The 12,687-nt window shown below is 71.2% G+C and carries 13 protein-coding genes; 3 read left to right on the top strand and 10 right to left on the bottom strand.

The annotated features are described in order from the left end of the window. Positions 1-147 precede the first annotated feature (147 nt). The 3 genes from ACIQD7_RS21150 to ACIQD7_RS21140 form a co-directional block, all read right to left on the bottom strand. On the bottom strand, positions 148-954 hold the full coding sequence (locus ACIQD7_RS21150) for an alpha/beta fold hydrolase (RefSeq protein WP_402443389.1): 807 nt from the start codon (positions 952-954) through the stop codon (positions 148-150). 52 nt (positions 955-1,006) lie between these two features. Next, entirely contained in the window at positions 1,007-1,615 is a 609-nt protein-coding gene (locus tag ACIQD7_RS21145) for an RBBP9/YdeN family alpha/beta hydrolase (protein ID WP_402443387.1), read from the bottom strand. Between the two features lie 86 nt (positions 1,616-1,701). Then, positions 1,702-2,346, bottom strand: a complete 645-nt coding sequence (locus ACIQD7_RS21140; RefSeq protein WP_402443385.1) for a TetR/AcrR family transcriptional regulator — start codon at positions 2,344-2,346, stop codon at positions 1,702-1,704. A gap of 187 nt (positions 2,347-2,533) precedes the next feature. Here ACIQD7_RS21140 and wrbA point away from each other — a divergent pair, with 187 nt between their 5' ends. Further along, a complete protein-coding gene (gene wrbA, locus ACIQD7_RS21135) occupies positions 2,534-3,142 on the top strand; it encodes an NAD(P)H:quinone oxidoreductase (RefSeq protein WP_402443383.1) in 609 nt (202 codons plus the stop codon). Positions 3,143-3,200: 58 nt separating this feature from the next. On the opposite strand, the gene ACIQD7_RS21130 is transcribed toward wrbA, so the two are convergent. The 3 genes from ACIQD7_RS21130 to ACIQD7_RS21120 form a co-directional block, all read right to left on the bottom strand. After that, the gene (locus tag ACIQD7_RS21130; protein WP_121829708.1) at positions 3,201-3,488 is read right to left on the bottom strand and encodes a metal-sensitive transcriptional regulator; all 288 of its coding nucleotides are present in this window, start codon (positions 3,486-3,488) and stop codon (positions 3,201-3,203) included. 120 nt (positions 3,489-3,608) lie between these two features. Then, positions 3,609-5,795: a TerD family protein gene (locus ACIQD7_RS21125; RefSeq protein ID WP_402443380.1), complete on the bottom strand. Its 2,187-nt coding sequence runs from the start codon at positions 5,793-5,795 to the stop codon at positions 3,609-3,611. Positions 5,796-5,938: 143 nt separating this feature from the next. Next, positions 5,939-6,355 (bottom strand): YciI family protein, encoded by a 417-nt coding sequence (locus ACIQD7_RS21120; protein ID WP_402443786.1) that lies wholly within the window; start codon positions 6,353-6,355, stop codon positions 5,939-5,941. Positions 6,356-6,483: 128 nt separating this feature from the next. On the opposite strand from ACIQD7_RS21120, the gene ACIQD7_RS21115 reads away from it, so the two are divergent. Further along, positions 6,484-7,113, top strand: coding sequence for a MarC family protein (locus ACIQD7_RS21115; RefSeq protein ID WP_402443378.1), 630 nt, complete (start codon positions 6,484-6,486; stop codon positions 7,111-7,113). Between the two features lie 11 nt (positions 7,114-7,124). Here the strand turns inward: ACIQD7_RS21115 and ACIQD7_RS21110 are convergent, their stop codons facing one another. Next, a complete protein-coding gene (locus ACIQD7_RS21110) occupies positions 7,125-8,102 on the bottom strand; it encodes a DUF5937 family protein (RefSeq protein WP_402443376.1) in 978 nt (325 codons plus the stop codon). Between the two features lie 133 nt (positions 8,103-8,235). On the opposite strand from ACIQD7_RS21110, the gene ACIQD7_RS21105 reads away from it, so the two are divergent. Next, the gene (locus ACIQD7_RS21105; protein WP_402443374.1) at positions 8,236-9,426 is read left to right on the top strand and encodes an MFS transporter; all 1,191 of its coding nucleotides are present in this window, start codon (positions 8,236-8,238) and stop codon (positions 9,424-9,426) included. An 8-nt stretch (positions 9,427-9,434) separates the two neighbouring features. Here ACIQD7_RS21105 and ACIQD7_RS21100 read toward each other — a convergent pair whose 3' ends face one another. The 3 genes from ACIQD7_RS21100 to ACIQD7_RS21090 form a co-directional block, all read right to left on the bottom strand. Further along, the gene (locus tag ACIQD7_RS21100; RefSeq protein ID WP_402443372.1) at positions 9,435-9,647 is read right to left on the bottom strand and encodes a DUF4287 domain-containing protein; all 213 of its coding nucleotides are present in this window, start codon (positions 9,645-9,647) and stop codon (positions 9,435-9,437) included. Between the two features lie 86 nt (positions 9,648-9,733). Continuing rightward, on the bottom strand, positions 9,734-11,989 hold the full coding sequence (locus ACIQD7_RS21095; protein ID WP_402443370.1) for an ABC transporter permease: 2,256 nt from the start codon (positions 11,987-11,989) through the stop codon (positions 9,734-9,736). Next, positions 11,986-12,660, bottom strand: a complete 675-nt coding sequence (locus ACIQD7_RS21090) for an ABC transporter ATP-binding protein (RefSeq protein ID WP_121829725.1) — start codon at positions 12,658-12,660, stop codon at positions 11,986-11,988. Before ACIQD7_RS21090 ends, ACIQD7_RS21095 begins: the two co-directional genes overlap by 4 nt. Positions 12,661-12,687: the final 27 nt, after the last annotated feature.

Raw genomic sequence — 12,687 nt, 5'->3', positions numbered from 1 at the left:
CGGTACGGACGAGGTTGAGGGGAAGTTAGCGATCTCGGGGGCGTTCTGTGAACAGATTCGCCACAATTCCTGCCGGGTCGAACAGGATTGAAATCTGGAATTCTCAATTCCCTTACGGCTGGGCAGCTTTCGCGGCTTTTGCGGAGGTCAGGTTCGCGCCAAGCGGTCGAGGGCCGCGAGGACCAGCCGGCCGGTCTCCTCGCCGCCCAGGTGACCGGCGCGCTCGACCACCCGCAGCTCGGCGTCCGGCCAGGCGCGGGCCGGCTCCCAGGCGGTGGCGAGCGGCCCGCCCATGTCGAGCCGGCCGTGGACCAGGACGCCGGGGATGCCGGCGAGCCGGTGCGCGTCGCGGATCAGGGCGCCCTCCTCCAGCCAGGCGCCGTGCGCGAAGTAGTGCGAGCAGATCCGGACGAAGCCGAGCCGGGCGTCGTCGACGCGGTCGGTGTACGGGGTGCCCATGCCCTCCGCCGACAGGACGGCGTCCTCCCAGGCGCACCAGTCGGCCGCGGCCTTCTCCCGTACGGCCCGCTCGGGGTGGTTCATCAGGGCGGCGTACGCCCCGACCAGCCCTTCCGCCCCGGTCTCCGGGCCGGCCCCGGCGCCCGCCCGGAAGCGCTCGGGGTGGGCCTCCGCGTACGCCAGGATCAGCGTGGAGCCCCAGAAGCCCCCGTACAGCAGCCACGCGTCGATCCCGAGGTGCTCGCGCAGCCGCTCCATGTCCGCGACCAGGTGGGCGGTGGTGTTGACGGACAGGTCGGCGGCCGGGTCGCTCGCGTGCGGGACGGAGCGGCCGCAGCCGCGCTGGTCGAAGAGGACGACCCGGTACGCCTCCGGGTCGAAGAGGCGCCGGGAGCGCGGGGAGGAGCCGGAGCCCGGCCCGCCGTGGACGACGAGCGCGGGCTTGCCCTCCGGGTTGCCGGAGACCTCCCAGTGGACGCGGCTGCCGTCGCCCACGTCGAGCAGGCCCTGGCCGTACGGTGCGGTCTCCGGGCGCGTCCGGCCGACCCTACCGACCCCTCACCCGCACCGACGGGTCCTCGCACCACTCCAGCACCGAGGGCCAGTCCCCGTACCCGTTGTCGGGGTTGAGGTGTGCGCCGCCCGGCACGTGGTCGAGGTCGAGGCCGAGCGGGCGGCCGTAGTGCAGGTCGGCGCCCTCGGGGCAGTACGGGTCGCCGTCCCCGTACACGAGCCGCGCCTCCACGCCGGTCCGCGTGAGGTCGAGGCCGTCGGCGAAGGCGGCGATCTCGGGGATCGAGGCGGTCACCGGCGGCGAGGGCGGGGCGACGAGCAGCACCCGGTCGGCGTCCGGCCTGCGGGCCCCGGCCCGCAGCCACAGCAGGACGGACAGGCTGTGCGCGAGGACCACGAACTCGCCCCGGGCGGGCCGCTTCCCGTGCTCCTCCAGGGCGTCGAGCCACTCCGCGAGCACGGGCGCGTCCGGCGAGGGCAGCTGCGGGTAGCGGACCTCGTGCCCGCGCTCCCGCAGCCGCCCGGCGAGCCAGTGCTGCCAGTGGCCGGGCGGCCGGTGGTTCTGGAAGCCGTGCAGGACGAGGAAGGTCTTGGGCCCGGGGCCCGCCCCCGCTTCGGTCTCGGTCGCGATCTCGGTCGTCATGGCGGGATCGTGCGGTCCCGGGGGCCCGCGGGTCCAGCCGGGTTCCAGGGTGTGGACGGATTCCGGGGTGGGGGTGGGGCGGGCCGTCAGCCGTCCTGCCGCAGGGTGAGGAGCTCCCGTACGCCCGCCTTGAGGCGCTCGCCCGAGAGCTCCTGCTCGACGGCCAGGTGGTGCATGACGTCGGGGGAGAAGGGCGCGAGCAGCAGGTGCGCGAGGAGCGCGCCGTCCGAACCGGGCCTGAGCTGCCCGACGAGCAGGGCGACGTGGGTGTGCATCACCCGGTACGCGCCGCTGTGGTAGCGGGCGCGGGGCGCGGCGGAGTGCGCGGCCAGCAGGATCTCGCGCTGCTCGGCGACCCGGTCGACGAGGGCGTCGAGGAAGGCGTCGAGCCGCTCGGCGGTCGGGGCGCCGGGCCCGAGCGGCGGCGGGCCGCTCATGTACGCCTCCTGGAACTGGCGCTCGCGGTCGTCGAGGAGCGCCCACAGGAGCTGGGAGACGTCGCCGAAGCGGCGGTAGACGGTGCCGACGCCGATGCCGCTGGCGTGGGCGACCTGGTTCATGGTGACGGCGTCGGGGCCCTGCTCGGCGACGATCCGGGCGGCGGCGTCGAGGATCCTGCGCCGGTTGCGGGCCGCGTCGGCGCGCTCGGGGGCGGGGGCGTCGAGGGTGGGGAGCAGGCCGAGCGAGGGCGCCGCCGCCCGCTCTCCGGCCCGCGGGTTCTCGGTGCTCATCTCTGCGGCTCCTGCCCTCGGTCCCTGTCCCCCGGATCGAGCATACCTGCCCCCTCTTGCGAACCGGATAGCGATCCGTTTAATCTCGGCGCAAGAAACCGGATAGAAATCCACTTCTCCGGGCCGACTCGATCCCGATCGAGGCGACGCCGAGAAGAGAACCGATCCCGACCGAGGAGAGTCCGTCATGTCCGTCAAGGTCGCCGTCATCCACTACTCCGCCACCGGCACCGTCCACCGCCTCGCCCGGGCCGTCGCCGAGGGCGCGGAGAAGGCGGGCGCCGAGGTGCGCCTGCGCCGGGTGCCCGAGCTCGCCCCGGACGCCGCGATCGACGCGAACCCGGCCTGGCGCGCCCACGTGGACGCCACCCGTGACGTCGAGGTCGCCACCCTGGACGACCTGGAGTGGGCGGACGCGTACGCCCTCGGCTCCCCGACCCGCTTCGGGAACGTGGCCGCGCAGCTCAAGCAGTACGTCGACACGTCGGGCGGCCTGTGGCAGCGGGGCGTCATGGCGGACAAGCCCGCGACCGCCTTCACCAGCGCCCACAACGTCCACGGCGGCAACGAGTCGACGCTGCTCGCGCTCTACAACACCTTCCACCACTGGGGCTCGGTGATCGTCTCGCCCGGCTTCACGGACTCGTCCGTGTACGCGGCGGGCGGCAACCCCTACGGGACCGCCCACCCCGGCGCCCACGGCGCCCCCGACGAGAACGTCCTCGCCGCCGCCCGCTACCAGGGCGAACGCCTCACCAGGATCGCGAAGCGCCTGAAGGGCCTCGCGGACGTCTGAGACCCCGCGGGGGTCAGGCCAGGGACAGGAAGAGCTTCTCCAGACGGGCCCGCGGGGGTCAGGCCAGGGACAGGAAGAGCTTCTCCAGACGGGCCCGCATGGCGTCGCGGTCCTCGCCGTCCTTGCGACCGCCCTCGATGTCGGTCAGGCACTGCTGGAGACCCGTCGCGATGATCGCGAACCCGGCCCGATCGAGGGCGCGCGAGGCGGCGGCGAGCTGGGTCACGACCTCCTCGCAGTCCCGCCCCTCCTCGATCATCCGGATCACCCCGGAGATCTGGCCCTGCGCCCGGCGCAGCCGGTTCAGCACGGCCTTGAGCTCCGCGCCCGCGAGATCGAGTTCCACGACGTCTCCTCCACAGATACCCCGGGGGGTGGTTCGCTCCCCGGCACGGGGCTCCGCCCTGCTCCAAGGATGACACCTGCGGAACCACGCCGACGGCCGCCGCCCGGGGGGCCACCGCTTTCAGCCGGTCCCGGGGGACCCGGCCGTCTGCCGCGCCCGGGCGGGCCGCCGCTGCTCGATCTGGCCCAGGTGGGTGACGACCGACCCGTAGAAACGGTCGACGGCGTCGTCGACGCTGCGGATGAACCCCGACTCCGCGCCGCCCCGGCCGCTGCCCATCCCCTTGAAGAGCGACAGCCGGAAGCCGGTGATGGCGGCGCCGCTCCCGGGCAGCAGATCACCCGGCTCGGGCCGCAGCCGCTCCAGCGTCCCGCGCGGCCCGTTCGCCCCGTCGACCAGGGTCTCCACGTGCAGGTCGGCCGGGGCCTCCTCCAGGACGCGCAGGAGGCGCTTCGCGACCGAGAGCGGATAGGCGCCGTCCGGGGCGGGCACGTCCATGGACGTGCGGATCTTCCCGGTGCGCAGGTCGGCCGTGACCGACAGGATGCTCCACGCGCCGTCGACCCGTACCTCCGCGGACAGCTTCCCCTCCGCGCAGAGCCGGTCGGCCAGCTCGGCGCGGCGGGACTTCGGGTCGGTGCCGCGCCTGGCCCGCTGCACGGGCAGCGCCTTCTGCCCGAGTTCGCCGCCGAGCCGCAGGCAGACCTGGCGGATCAGGCGCTCCCAGCTCTCCACGACCTCCACCGCGCGCGGGTCGCCCTGGCACAGGGTCTCGGTGTCGATGCCGTTGCGCACGGGCACCCAGGCCGGCCCCATGTTCTGGAAGCCGTGGCAGCCGGAGTTCTCGTGCTGGAGGTAGTGGAGCAGCTCCTGGAGGAGCCAGGCGTGCGCCGCGTTCCCCACGCCCTCGTGCCGGATCAGCAGCTGGGCCTGGTGGGCGACCTCGGCCCACGAGAGGTGCCACAGCGACACCTTGTGCTTGCGCCGCCCGTCCGTCTTGACCGTGACGAGGGGACTGCCCTCCAGGGCCACGTCGTTGGAGAGCGTGATGACGGCCTCGTACCCGCGCCGCGCGGCGATGTCCATGTAGGTCTGCACCTGCTCGGACTTCAGCGGGTTGCCGTTGGTCTTGGTCTCGACGAGCGCCGTCCAGAGCTTCCCGGCCCGTTCCGTGCGGATGACGCCGTCCGGGCGCTTCGGGCTGTCCCCGTGCGGCAGCGACACCTCGGTGAAGGTCTGCATCCGCCCCGCGGGCGCCCCGAACCCGGCGGTGAGGCGCCGGCCGAACTCCGGGACCTCCGCCATCACGGAGAGCAGCACCGAGGTGGCGCGCACCTCGCGCTCCCGGTCGCTCTTGTAGGAGGGCACGGGGAAGAGCCGTGCGGGCTTCCAGGAGTCGTTCTCCGCCAGCGACTTCTTCGCGGCCTTCGGGAGCGTGACCTTCTTCTTGGCCGTACGCGTGCCACGGCGCCGGGCGGCGACGGCCGGCGCCGGACCGTCGGCCGGATCACCGGAAGGACGGCCGGAAGGACCACTGGACGGGCCGCCTGACGGATCACCGGACGGGCTGTCGGCCGGACCGCCGACCCGATCGCCTACCGGGCCTTCGCCCCGGCCGCCGACCGGACCCTGCGTGGGATCCGGCGCGGACTCCGTACCGGTGACGGGGACCCGCGGCGCCGGGACCGCGCCGGCGCCCACGGCCTCCTCCTCCTCCTCCGTACCGGCGACGTCCTCGCCGCCGTCCCCGCCGTCCACGCCGTGCTCGTCCTCCTCCTCCACGGCGATGCCGAAGTCGGTGGCGAGCCCGGCGAGCCCGGTCTCGTACCCCTGGCCGACGGCGCGGAACTTCCACTCCTCGTTCCGCCGGTAGAGCTCGCCGAAGATGAAGGCCGTCTCGACCGTGGCGTCCGTGATGGAGAAGCCGAGCAGCGGCTCGCCGGACCGGTCCGTGAGCGTCATGCGCAGGTCGTCCAGGTCGCCGAAGCGGGCGCCGCCGTCCTGGCTCGCCGCCACCACGATCCGGACGACGTCCCCGGGGATCGCCGTCAGGTCCAGGCTGATCCGGTCCTCGCTGCCGTTCTCCGTCGGGACCTTGCCGAGGAGCTGCACGCTGCCGTCCTCGGCGGCGGGGCGGTTGTAGAAGTAGAAGTCGGCGTCACCGCGGACCTTGCCGCCGTCGTCGAGGAGCAGCAGCGAGACGTCGGCGTCGCCGTCGCCCGTCGCGCTGCTCCAGCTCAGCCCGACGACGACCGCGCCGGTGTCCTCGCTGAGGGCGGCCAGCCCGACGTTGGCTCCCTTGGTCATCTCGTGCACGTGTCCCCCCGGACCCTCGCGATGTGATCTACGTCCCACGGGAACCGTAGCGTCCGCAACAGGAGGTGGAGTGGACAATGTGAAATTTTGACGAACGGCCGGGAAGAGAGCGGGAAAAGAGGGGGAGCCGGCGGTCAGTCCCGGCTCGGCCCGGTCTCGTCCACCGGGCGGATCACCACCGGGTGGACCGGGGAGCCGGCCGGGACCGGGCAGCGGGCCACGCGGGCGGCGATCTCGGTCACGCGGTCCAGGGAGGCGCACTCCAGGAGCCAGTAGCCGGCGACGACCTCCTCGGCGGCGGCGTACGGATCGTCCGTGACGACCGGGTTCCCGGCGTCGTCCACCGTCACGAAGCGGGTCGTGGACGGGGCGGCGAGGCCCTGGGCGTCGAGCAGCTCGCCGTTCGCGGCGAGTTCCTCGTTGACCGCGTTCATGTGGGCGAACATCGCCCGGATCCCCGCCTCGTCCCAGGCGGGGCTGCCGGCGGAGCCCCGTCCCGTCATCGCCTCGTAGTCGGCCTGTGACCCCTGGACCGTCACCAGGTACTTCACGACGTCCTCCTCGCTCGACACGCGCCTGTCCCCCGCAGCACAGCCGGAGCCGGGCCGCCGTTCCCGACACCGCGCGGGAGCGAGGCCGAAAAACGGGATAAATCACCCGGCCGCTCCATGATGCAGACGTGAACGCATTCACCTTCTCCGCCGCCTTCATCACCTTCTTCTCCGTCGTCGGCCCGCCGAAGGTGCTCCTCTCCTTCGCCGGCCTCGCCCAGGTCCACCCCGCCGGCCAGCTGAGGACCATCGCCCTCATCTCCTCGGCCGCGGCCGTCCTCGTCGGCGTCCTCGCCGGCATCACGGCCCCCTGGCTGCTGGACCTCTTCCACATCAGCACCTCCGCCCTCCAGCTCGCGGGCGGCCTCATCTTCTTCGTCTACGCCGTCGGCCTCGTCCTCGGGATGCACCTCGGCTCCGACGGCACCCACCAGGACGCCCCGGACCTGGTCAGCGGGTTGCGCGAGCTGCTGATGCCGTACGTGGTGAGCCCGCTCGCCCTGACGGCGGTGCTCATCGAGGCGGCCGCCCGCTCCGGCTTCAGCTGGCGCTCGACGGTCGTCGGGGCGTACGTGGCGGTCATCGCCCTCGACCTGGTCTGCGTCCTGCTCCTCACCCCGGTCCTCCTCCACACCCACCACGCCACGATCGAGCTCCTCGGCCGTCTCCTGGGCCTCCTGCTCGCCGCCGTCGGCGTCGACCTGGTCCTCGACGGCCTCTCCGACCTGGGCGTACCGGGCCTGGACGCCCGGCACTAGAGCCTGTCCGGCTAGGGGTCGAGGAGCTGGTCGGCGACGGACGTGCGGGCGTAGAGGACGGAGCGTCCGCTGCGGTGGGCGGTGACGAGCCCGGCGTTCCGCAGGGCGATGAGGTGCTGGGAGACGCCGGCGGCGGAGAGCCCGGAGTGCGTGGCGAGCTGGGTGGTGGAGGCCGGGGTGTCGAGCGCGGCGAGGAGCAGGGTCCGGGAACGGCCGAGGACGGCGGCGACGGCGTCCGTGGCGGCGGTGGTACGGGACTCCCACACGGTCCCGAAGCCGCGTGCCGGATAGGCGAGTTGGGGCGGGTCGGGGTGGACGGAGCGGGTGAGGATCCGGGGCCAGGCGAAGACGGAGGGCACGAGCAGCAGCCCGGAGCCGACCTGGTCGCGGGTGAGCGCGCAGTGCCGCCGTACGAGGCGCAGGGTGCCGTCGTCCCACCGCACGGTCTCGTGGAGTTCGCTCAGGACCCGGGCCGAACCGTGCTCGGCGACCTGCCGGGCCCGGTGGAAGACGTCGGCCTCCAGGACCTTCTGGATGCGGGCCCAGTAGGGGGCGAGGGCGAGTTCCCAGTAGGTCTCGATCTCGTCGGCGACCTTCGGCAGGACGCCCTCGGGATCGTCGTACAGGGACTGGAGCCGTCCCCCGTCCCCGCCCTCCACGGCCAGCTTCCGCAGGTCCTCGCGCACCTGCCCGGCGGGGGTGCGGCGGACGGCGTCGAGTTCGGCGCCGAGGGTGGGGAAGGGCCCGGCGGGGGTGGGGTTGAGGAAGTCCGCGAGGAATCCCCGGGCGGGGACGAGCGCGGCGAGCCGCCTGCGGTCGAGCCCGGCGCGGACGATCCGGGGCCGGACCTGCGCGGCCCAGCGCTGGTGCGGCGCGGAGTCGGACCGCTGGGCGAGGACCCGGAAGCTGGTGACGACCTCCCACAGCGGGGAGACGGCGAAGCGGGTCTGGGCGAGGTCGGCGGCGGAGAAACTGAGCTCGGCTTCCATGTGGACCGCACTCCCGGAACGTCGAGGCGGCGACCGTACGGCCGCCGCCGGATTCGACCCACCTCGATCACGATGGATTCGGTCCCACCTTAATCAGTGGAGCGCGCACGGGCGGAGGAAGCAACCTCCCCCCATGCCCTCCTCCTTCCGGGACCTCCCGCCCGTCGTCTGGACCCTCTTCGCCGGCACGATCGTCAACCGGCTCGGCTATCTCGTCACCCCGTTCCTGGTCTTCTTCCTCGCCTCGCGGGGAGTGACGGGACCCGACACCTCGTACGTCCTCGGCGCCCTGGGCGCGGGCCACCTGCTCGGCCCCGCGGTCGGCGGCGTCCTCGCCGACCGCGTCGGCCGCCGCCCCACCATGCTCATCGGCCTGACCGGCACGGCGGCGGCGCAGGGGGCGCTCTTCCTCGCGCCCGGCGTCTGGACGATGGCGGCGGCCGCGCTGCTGATCAGCGCGGCGGGCAGCACCGTCTCGCCGGCCGCGTACGCGCTTCTCGCGGACGCGGTCGACGGCGGACGGCGGCAGCGCGCGTACGCCCTCTTCGGCTGGGGAGTGAACATCGGGACGGCGGTCGGGGGAGTCCTGGGCGGCTACCTGGCGGCCCACGGCTACTGGCTCCTCTTCGCGGTGGACGCGGGCGCGATGCTCCTGTACGCCCTGGTGGTGACGGTCCGCGTGAAGGAGCCGGAGCGCCCGGCGAAGGGCGAACGGGAGGAGCAGGGGATCGGCTACGGCGTGGTCCTCCGCGACCGCCTGGCCCTCCTGATCCTCCCCCTCCTCGGCATCCAGCTCTTCGTGTACTCGCTGACCGAGGTGGCCCTGCCGCTCGCGATCCGCGACAGCGGGCTCTCCCCGGCGGTGTACGGGGCGATGGCGGCGGTGAACGCGGTCCTGGTGGTGGCGCTCCAGCCGTTCGCGACCGCACGGCTGGCGAGGCTGCCGCGCCTGGCGGTGCAGAGCGCGGGCGGCGCGCTGATCGCGGTGGGCGTGGCGCTCACCGGCCTCGCGGACGGGGTCGTCGGCTACACGGTGTCGGTCGTGGTCTGGTCGCTCGGCGAGGTGGTGGTGGCCGGCATCGCGGCGAGCGTCGTCGCCGACCTGGCCCCGGCCCACGCCCGCGGCCGCTACCAGGGCGCCTTCGGCTGGACCTGGGGCGTGGCCCGCTTCGCGGCCCTGACCCTGGGCGTCGCCGCCTATACGACCCTGGGCCCGGCGGTGTTGTGGTGGACGGCCCTGGCGGCGGGCGGGGCCGCGGCGGCGGCGACCCTGGCCCTGAGGACGAGGATCGAACGCCGCACGGCCCACACGCTGGCGGCCTGAACCCCCGTCTACTTCCCTTCACTCGCCCGGACATGGGCCACGAGGGCGTTCGCGTGCCCGTGGCCGAGGCCGTGCTCGGCCTTCAGCCAGGAGACCAGCTCCATGTGCTTGTCGAGCGGCGAGGAACGAACGATCTCCAGCCACTCGCCGATCGGCCGCCCGTACTTCTTCTCGATGGAGGGGAAGTAACTGGCGGGACCCTTGACGACGTTCTCGGCCACGATGATCTCCTGGGGTGAGGCGGACGGTCACTCCTAAGACCCCCGCCCCACCCCGAACTCATCGCTCCTCCCGGCACCGATCCCGATCAATCCCGCCGGATGTGCTCGGGATCGACGTGCCGCCGGACCATGGGCACGGAGGCGAGCGCGGCCGCGAGCACGACGCCCAGCGCACAGGCGAACAGCAGGGGCAGCCCCTCCCAGTCCCAGTGCACGGCCCCGCCCCCGGTGATCAGATAACTGGACTCGGCAAGCCACCCGGCCACGATCGCCGCCCCCAGCCCCACCACCAACGGCAACACCACCTGCACCACCTGCACCACCCGCAACGTCCCGGCCCCCGCCCCCAACAACGCCAACGCGGTCACCTGCCCCCGCCGCTCCATGGCCCGATCGGCCACGGACACGACGAACGCGGCCACCCCGATCACCAGCCCCAGCACCATCCCGACGACGAGCAGACTCCGAATCACGGTCAACTGCGCGAGCGAATCGATCACGATGCCCACGGGTTCTACGGAGGCGGTGGGGGCGATGGCGCCGATGCCGTCCAGGACGGAGCGGATGGTGGCGGGGTCGGAAGAGCTGACCAGTACGAGATCGGCGTTTTCGACCTGAGTTCCTCGGGGGAACAACGAGGGTGGGATGAGGAGACTCGGGCCATTGACTTCGGAAGGGTCGTAAAACTGAGCGGCGACAGTGGCTTGAGGTACAGCGATGCCCACCTTGCGCCCATCGCTCAACAGGAACGGAAAAGTACTTCCGGGCCGGGCGTCTTCGTCGAAAAGGAAGTCCGGATCTTTGAGGATCATAACTTCGTCATCGACACAACCGCGGATGGTCTTACTGAAAGCTGCCAACTGGGCGCACTTGGCGACGATGCCGCCCACTTGTGGCCGGTCCTCTTCGAGATCCCCTTCCCAGGAGTCGACAGACAGCGCATGAGCGTTCACTTTGTTCAGCTCAATGATCTGTGAGCGCTGTTGGTTGCTCAAGTCGGAAAGGGGAATCCTGTACTCCTGCACGGGGGCTGTTCGGCGACTTACCTGGTCCAACTCAATGAGGACACCTTGAGTGAGTGAGGCGCCGAATAGGAGCAATACGAGCCCTGTGGCCACCCGTAGTGCACTTCCCGGATCGACTTCTGTCCGGCGCATGGCCAGCGCCAATGTCAGAGATTTCGATGTTGAGGCAAGGCGTTGCGAGAGCCATGCCGTAATCGGTGCCAATCCAAGTGCAAGCCCTGTGCCAGTCAGTAGGACAGCGCCAGGAACCAGTACGGCGCTGGCAGAGCCTCCTGACGGATCTTCCCCCATCGCGCTGAGTGTGCAATATCCACCGATGACCCCGAGGCCTGGAACCAGTAGAAACGTACCGAATTTCCTAGGGGCCTTACGCTCTCCTGTCCGCCGCACATTGATGGGTGACAACGCGGCTTGCTGTGCGCCAACCCGGCTTACGATTGCGGCGAGGACCGGGCAACCCAACAGGCACGCAATCAATGTGGTCGTCTCGGGGCGTCCGTCCGCTGGGAACCAGCGCAGTCCGGGCAGGCCGATGCGTGCCATGGCTTCGTTTACAGCGAGGTACCCCAGAATCCCCAGGACAGCCCCGAGGAACACGGCTACCACACTCTCCCCAGCATTGACCCGCAACGTGTCCTTCCTGCTGAGTCCAACAAGTCGGAGGGCGGCGAGGCGACGTGCACGGGACTCGCTGGACAGCCGTGCACAGACAGAAAGAAAGATGGTGAGGGGGAGCAACACGATGCACCCAAGAGTGAACCGCAGGATGTCGAGGGTTGAGGGGTCGATGAGTTCGTGCTCTGTGTACGTGGAACCGAAGTAGCCCAACGGCCTCGCTTCGCTAAGTTCGGTGGGAGGTGCGCCGATGTAGGCGTACAAGTCGTCAGGCCCACTCAGTCCCGTCGGCGCGATGGTGCCGATCACACGTCCGGGTACAAGCCCCGCCGCGCGTGGATTGGCCGCCAGAACCTCTGTCAACTTTGGCGAGACGATCGCTTCTCCCGCATGAGGGAGTTCTTTTACGCCAGGTGGAGTGGGTACGGATCCAGTTCCCGTACGTCCGATGAAAACTCGATGAAGTCGTTGTGATCCGTAGGGGTCCAGGAATTCCTGATAAACGGCGTTCTTGTTGTTTCCCGGATGCACGGTTCGACTTGTCACGCGTGCGTCGTTGGCGGCGATGATCGTGGGAATCGTAAGGGTGGCGGCAAGACAAGCCACCCCAAGCGCCGACCCGAGCGACATCAACAGAAAACGAACCCGCCCCCTGCGCCCACTACCCCACAGCAGGCGCATCCCGAGGAGGAACGGGTTCACACCGCCACCCGCTGCGCCAGAACACCGTCCGTCATCGTGTACTGCGTATCGGCCTTCGCCGCGACATCGGCATCGTGAGTCACGATGACCACCGCGGTCTTCTGCCTCCGCGCCAACTGAAGGAACTCATCGAGCACGGCAGCCGCATTGGCACTGTCGAGCGCCCCGGTCGGCTCGTCCGCGAACACCACGTCCGGCCGGTGGACCAAGGCCCGGGCGACCGCCACCCGCTGACTCTGGCCGCCCGACAGCTTCGAGGTCCTGCGCCGCACCAGATCGCTCATGCCGAGCCGCTTAAGCACCTGGCCGGCCATGGCGTGGGCGTGGTCCTTGCTGATCCCGGCGAGCCGGAGAGGAAGCGCCGCGTTCTCCTCGACGGTCAGCTCCGGCAGTAACTCCCCGTACTGGAAGACGAAGCCCAACCGCGTACGCCGCAGCGCACTGAGTTCCCCGTCGGGCAGGCAGGACAACCGCTCCCCGTCGAAGGTCACCGCCCCGTTGGTGGGCGGCAGGACGCCGGCGAGGCAGTACAGCAGGGACGACTTGCCCGATCCGCTGCTGCCCATGATGGCGGCCACTTCGCCGCGCTTGAGTGTGAAGTCGACACCGATGACGGCCTGCTGGGTGCCGTAGAAGAGGTCCACGCCTTCAGCGCGGAGGATGACGTCCATTTTTATGCGTACTCCTACTAGGGCGGG

The organism is Streptomyces sp. NPDC093071 (assembly GCF_044754545.1).
Lineage (GTDB): Bacteria > Actinomycetota > Actinomycetes > Streptomycetales > Streptomycetaceae > Streptomyces.
Note: the sequence above shows the minus strand (reverse complement) of the source record. Positions and strands in the feature narration are given on the sequence as shown.

What these genes read in the sequence shown, in the direction of transcription:
- ACIQD7_RS21145 (WP_402443387.1), bottom strand. Translation starts at nt 1,615, where the DNA reads ATGACGACCGAGATCGCGACCGAGACCGAAGCGGGGGCGGGCCCCGGG.
- ACIQD7_RS21140 (WP_402443385.1), bottom strand. Translation starts at nt 2,346, where the DNA reads ATGAGCACCGAGAACCCGCGGGCCGGAGAGCGGGCGGCGGCGCCCTCG.
- wrbA (WP_402443383.1), top strand. Translation starts at nt 2,534, where the DNA reads ATGTCCGTCAAGGTCGCCGTCATCCACTACTCCGCCACCGGCACCGTC.
- ACIQD7_RS21125 (WP_402443380.1), bottom strand. Translation starts at nt 5,795, where the DNA reads ATGACCAAGGGAGCCAACGTCGGGCTGGCCGCCCTCAGCGAGGACACC.
- ACIQD7_RS21110 (WP_402443376.1), bottom strand. Translation starts at nt 8,102, where the DNA reads ATGGAAGCCGAGCTCAGTTTCTCCGCCGCCGACCTCGCCCAGACCCGC.
- ACIQD7_RS21105 (WP_402443374.1), top strand. Translation starts at nt 8,236, where the DNA reads ATGCCCTCCTCCTTCCGGGACCTCCCGCCCGTCGTCTGGACCCTCTTC.
- ACIQD7_RS21090 (WP_121829725.1), bottom strand. Translation starts at nt 12,660, where the DNA reads ATGGACGTCATCCTCCGCGCTGAAGGCGTGGACCTCTTCTACGGCACC.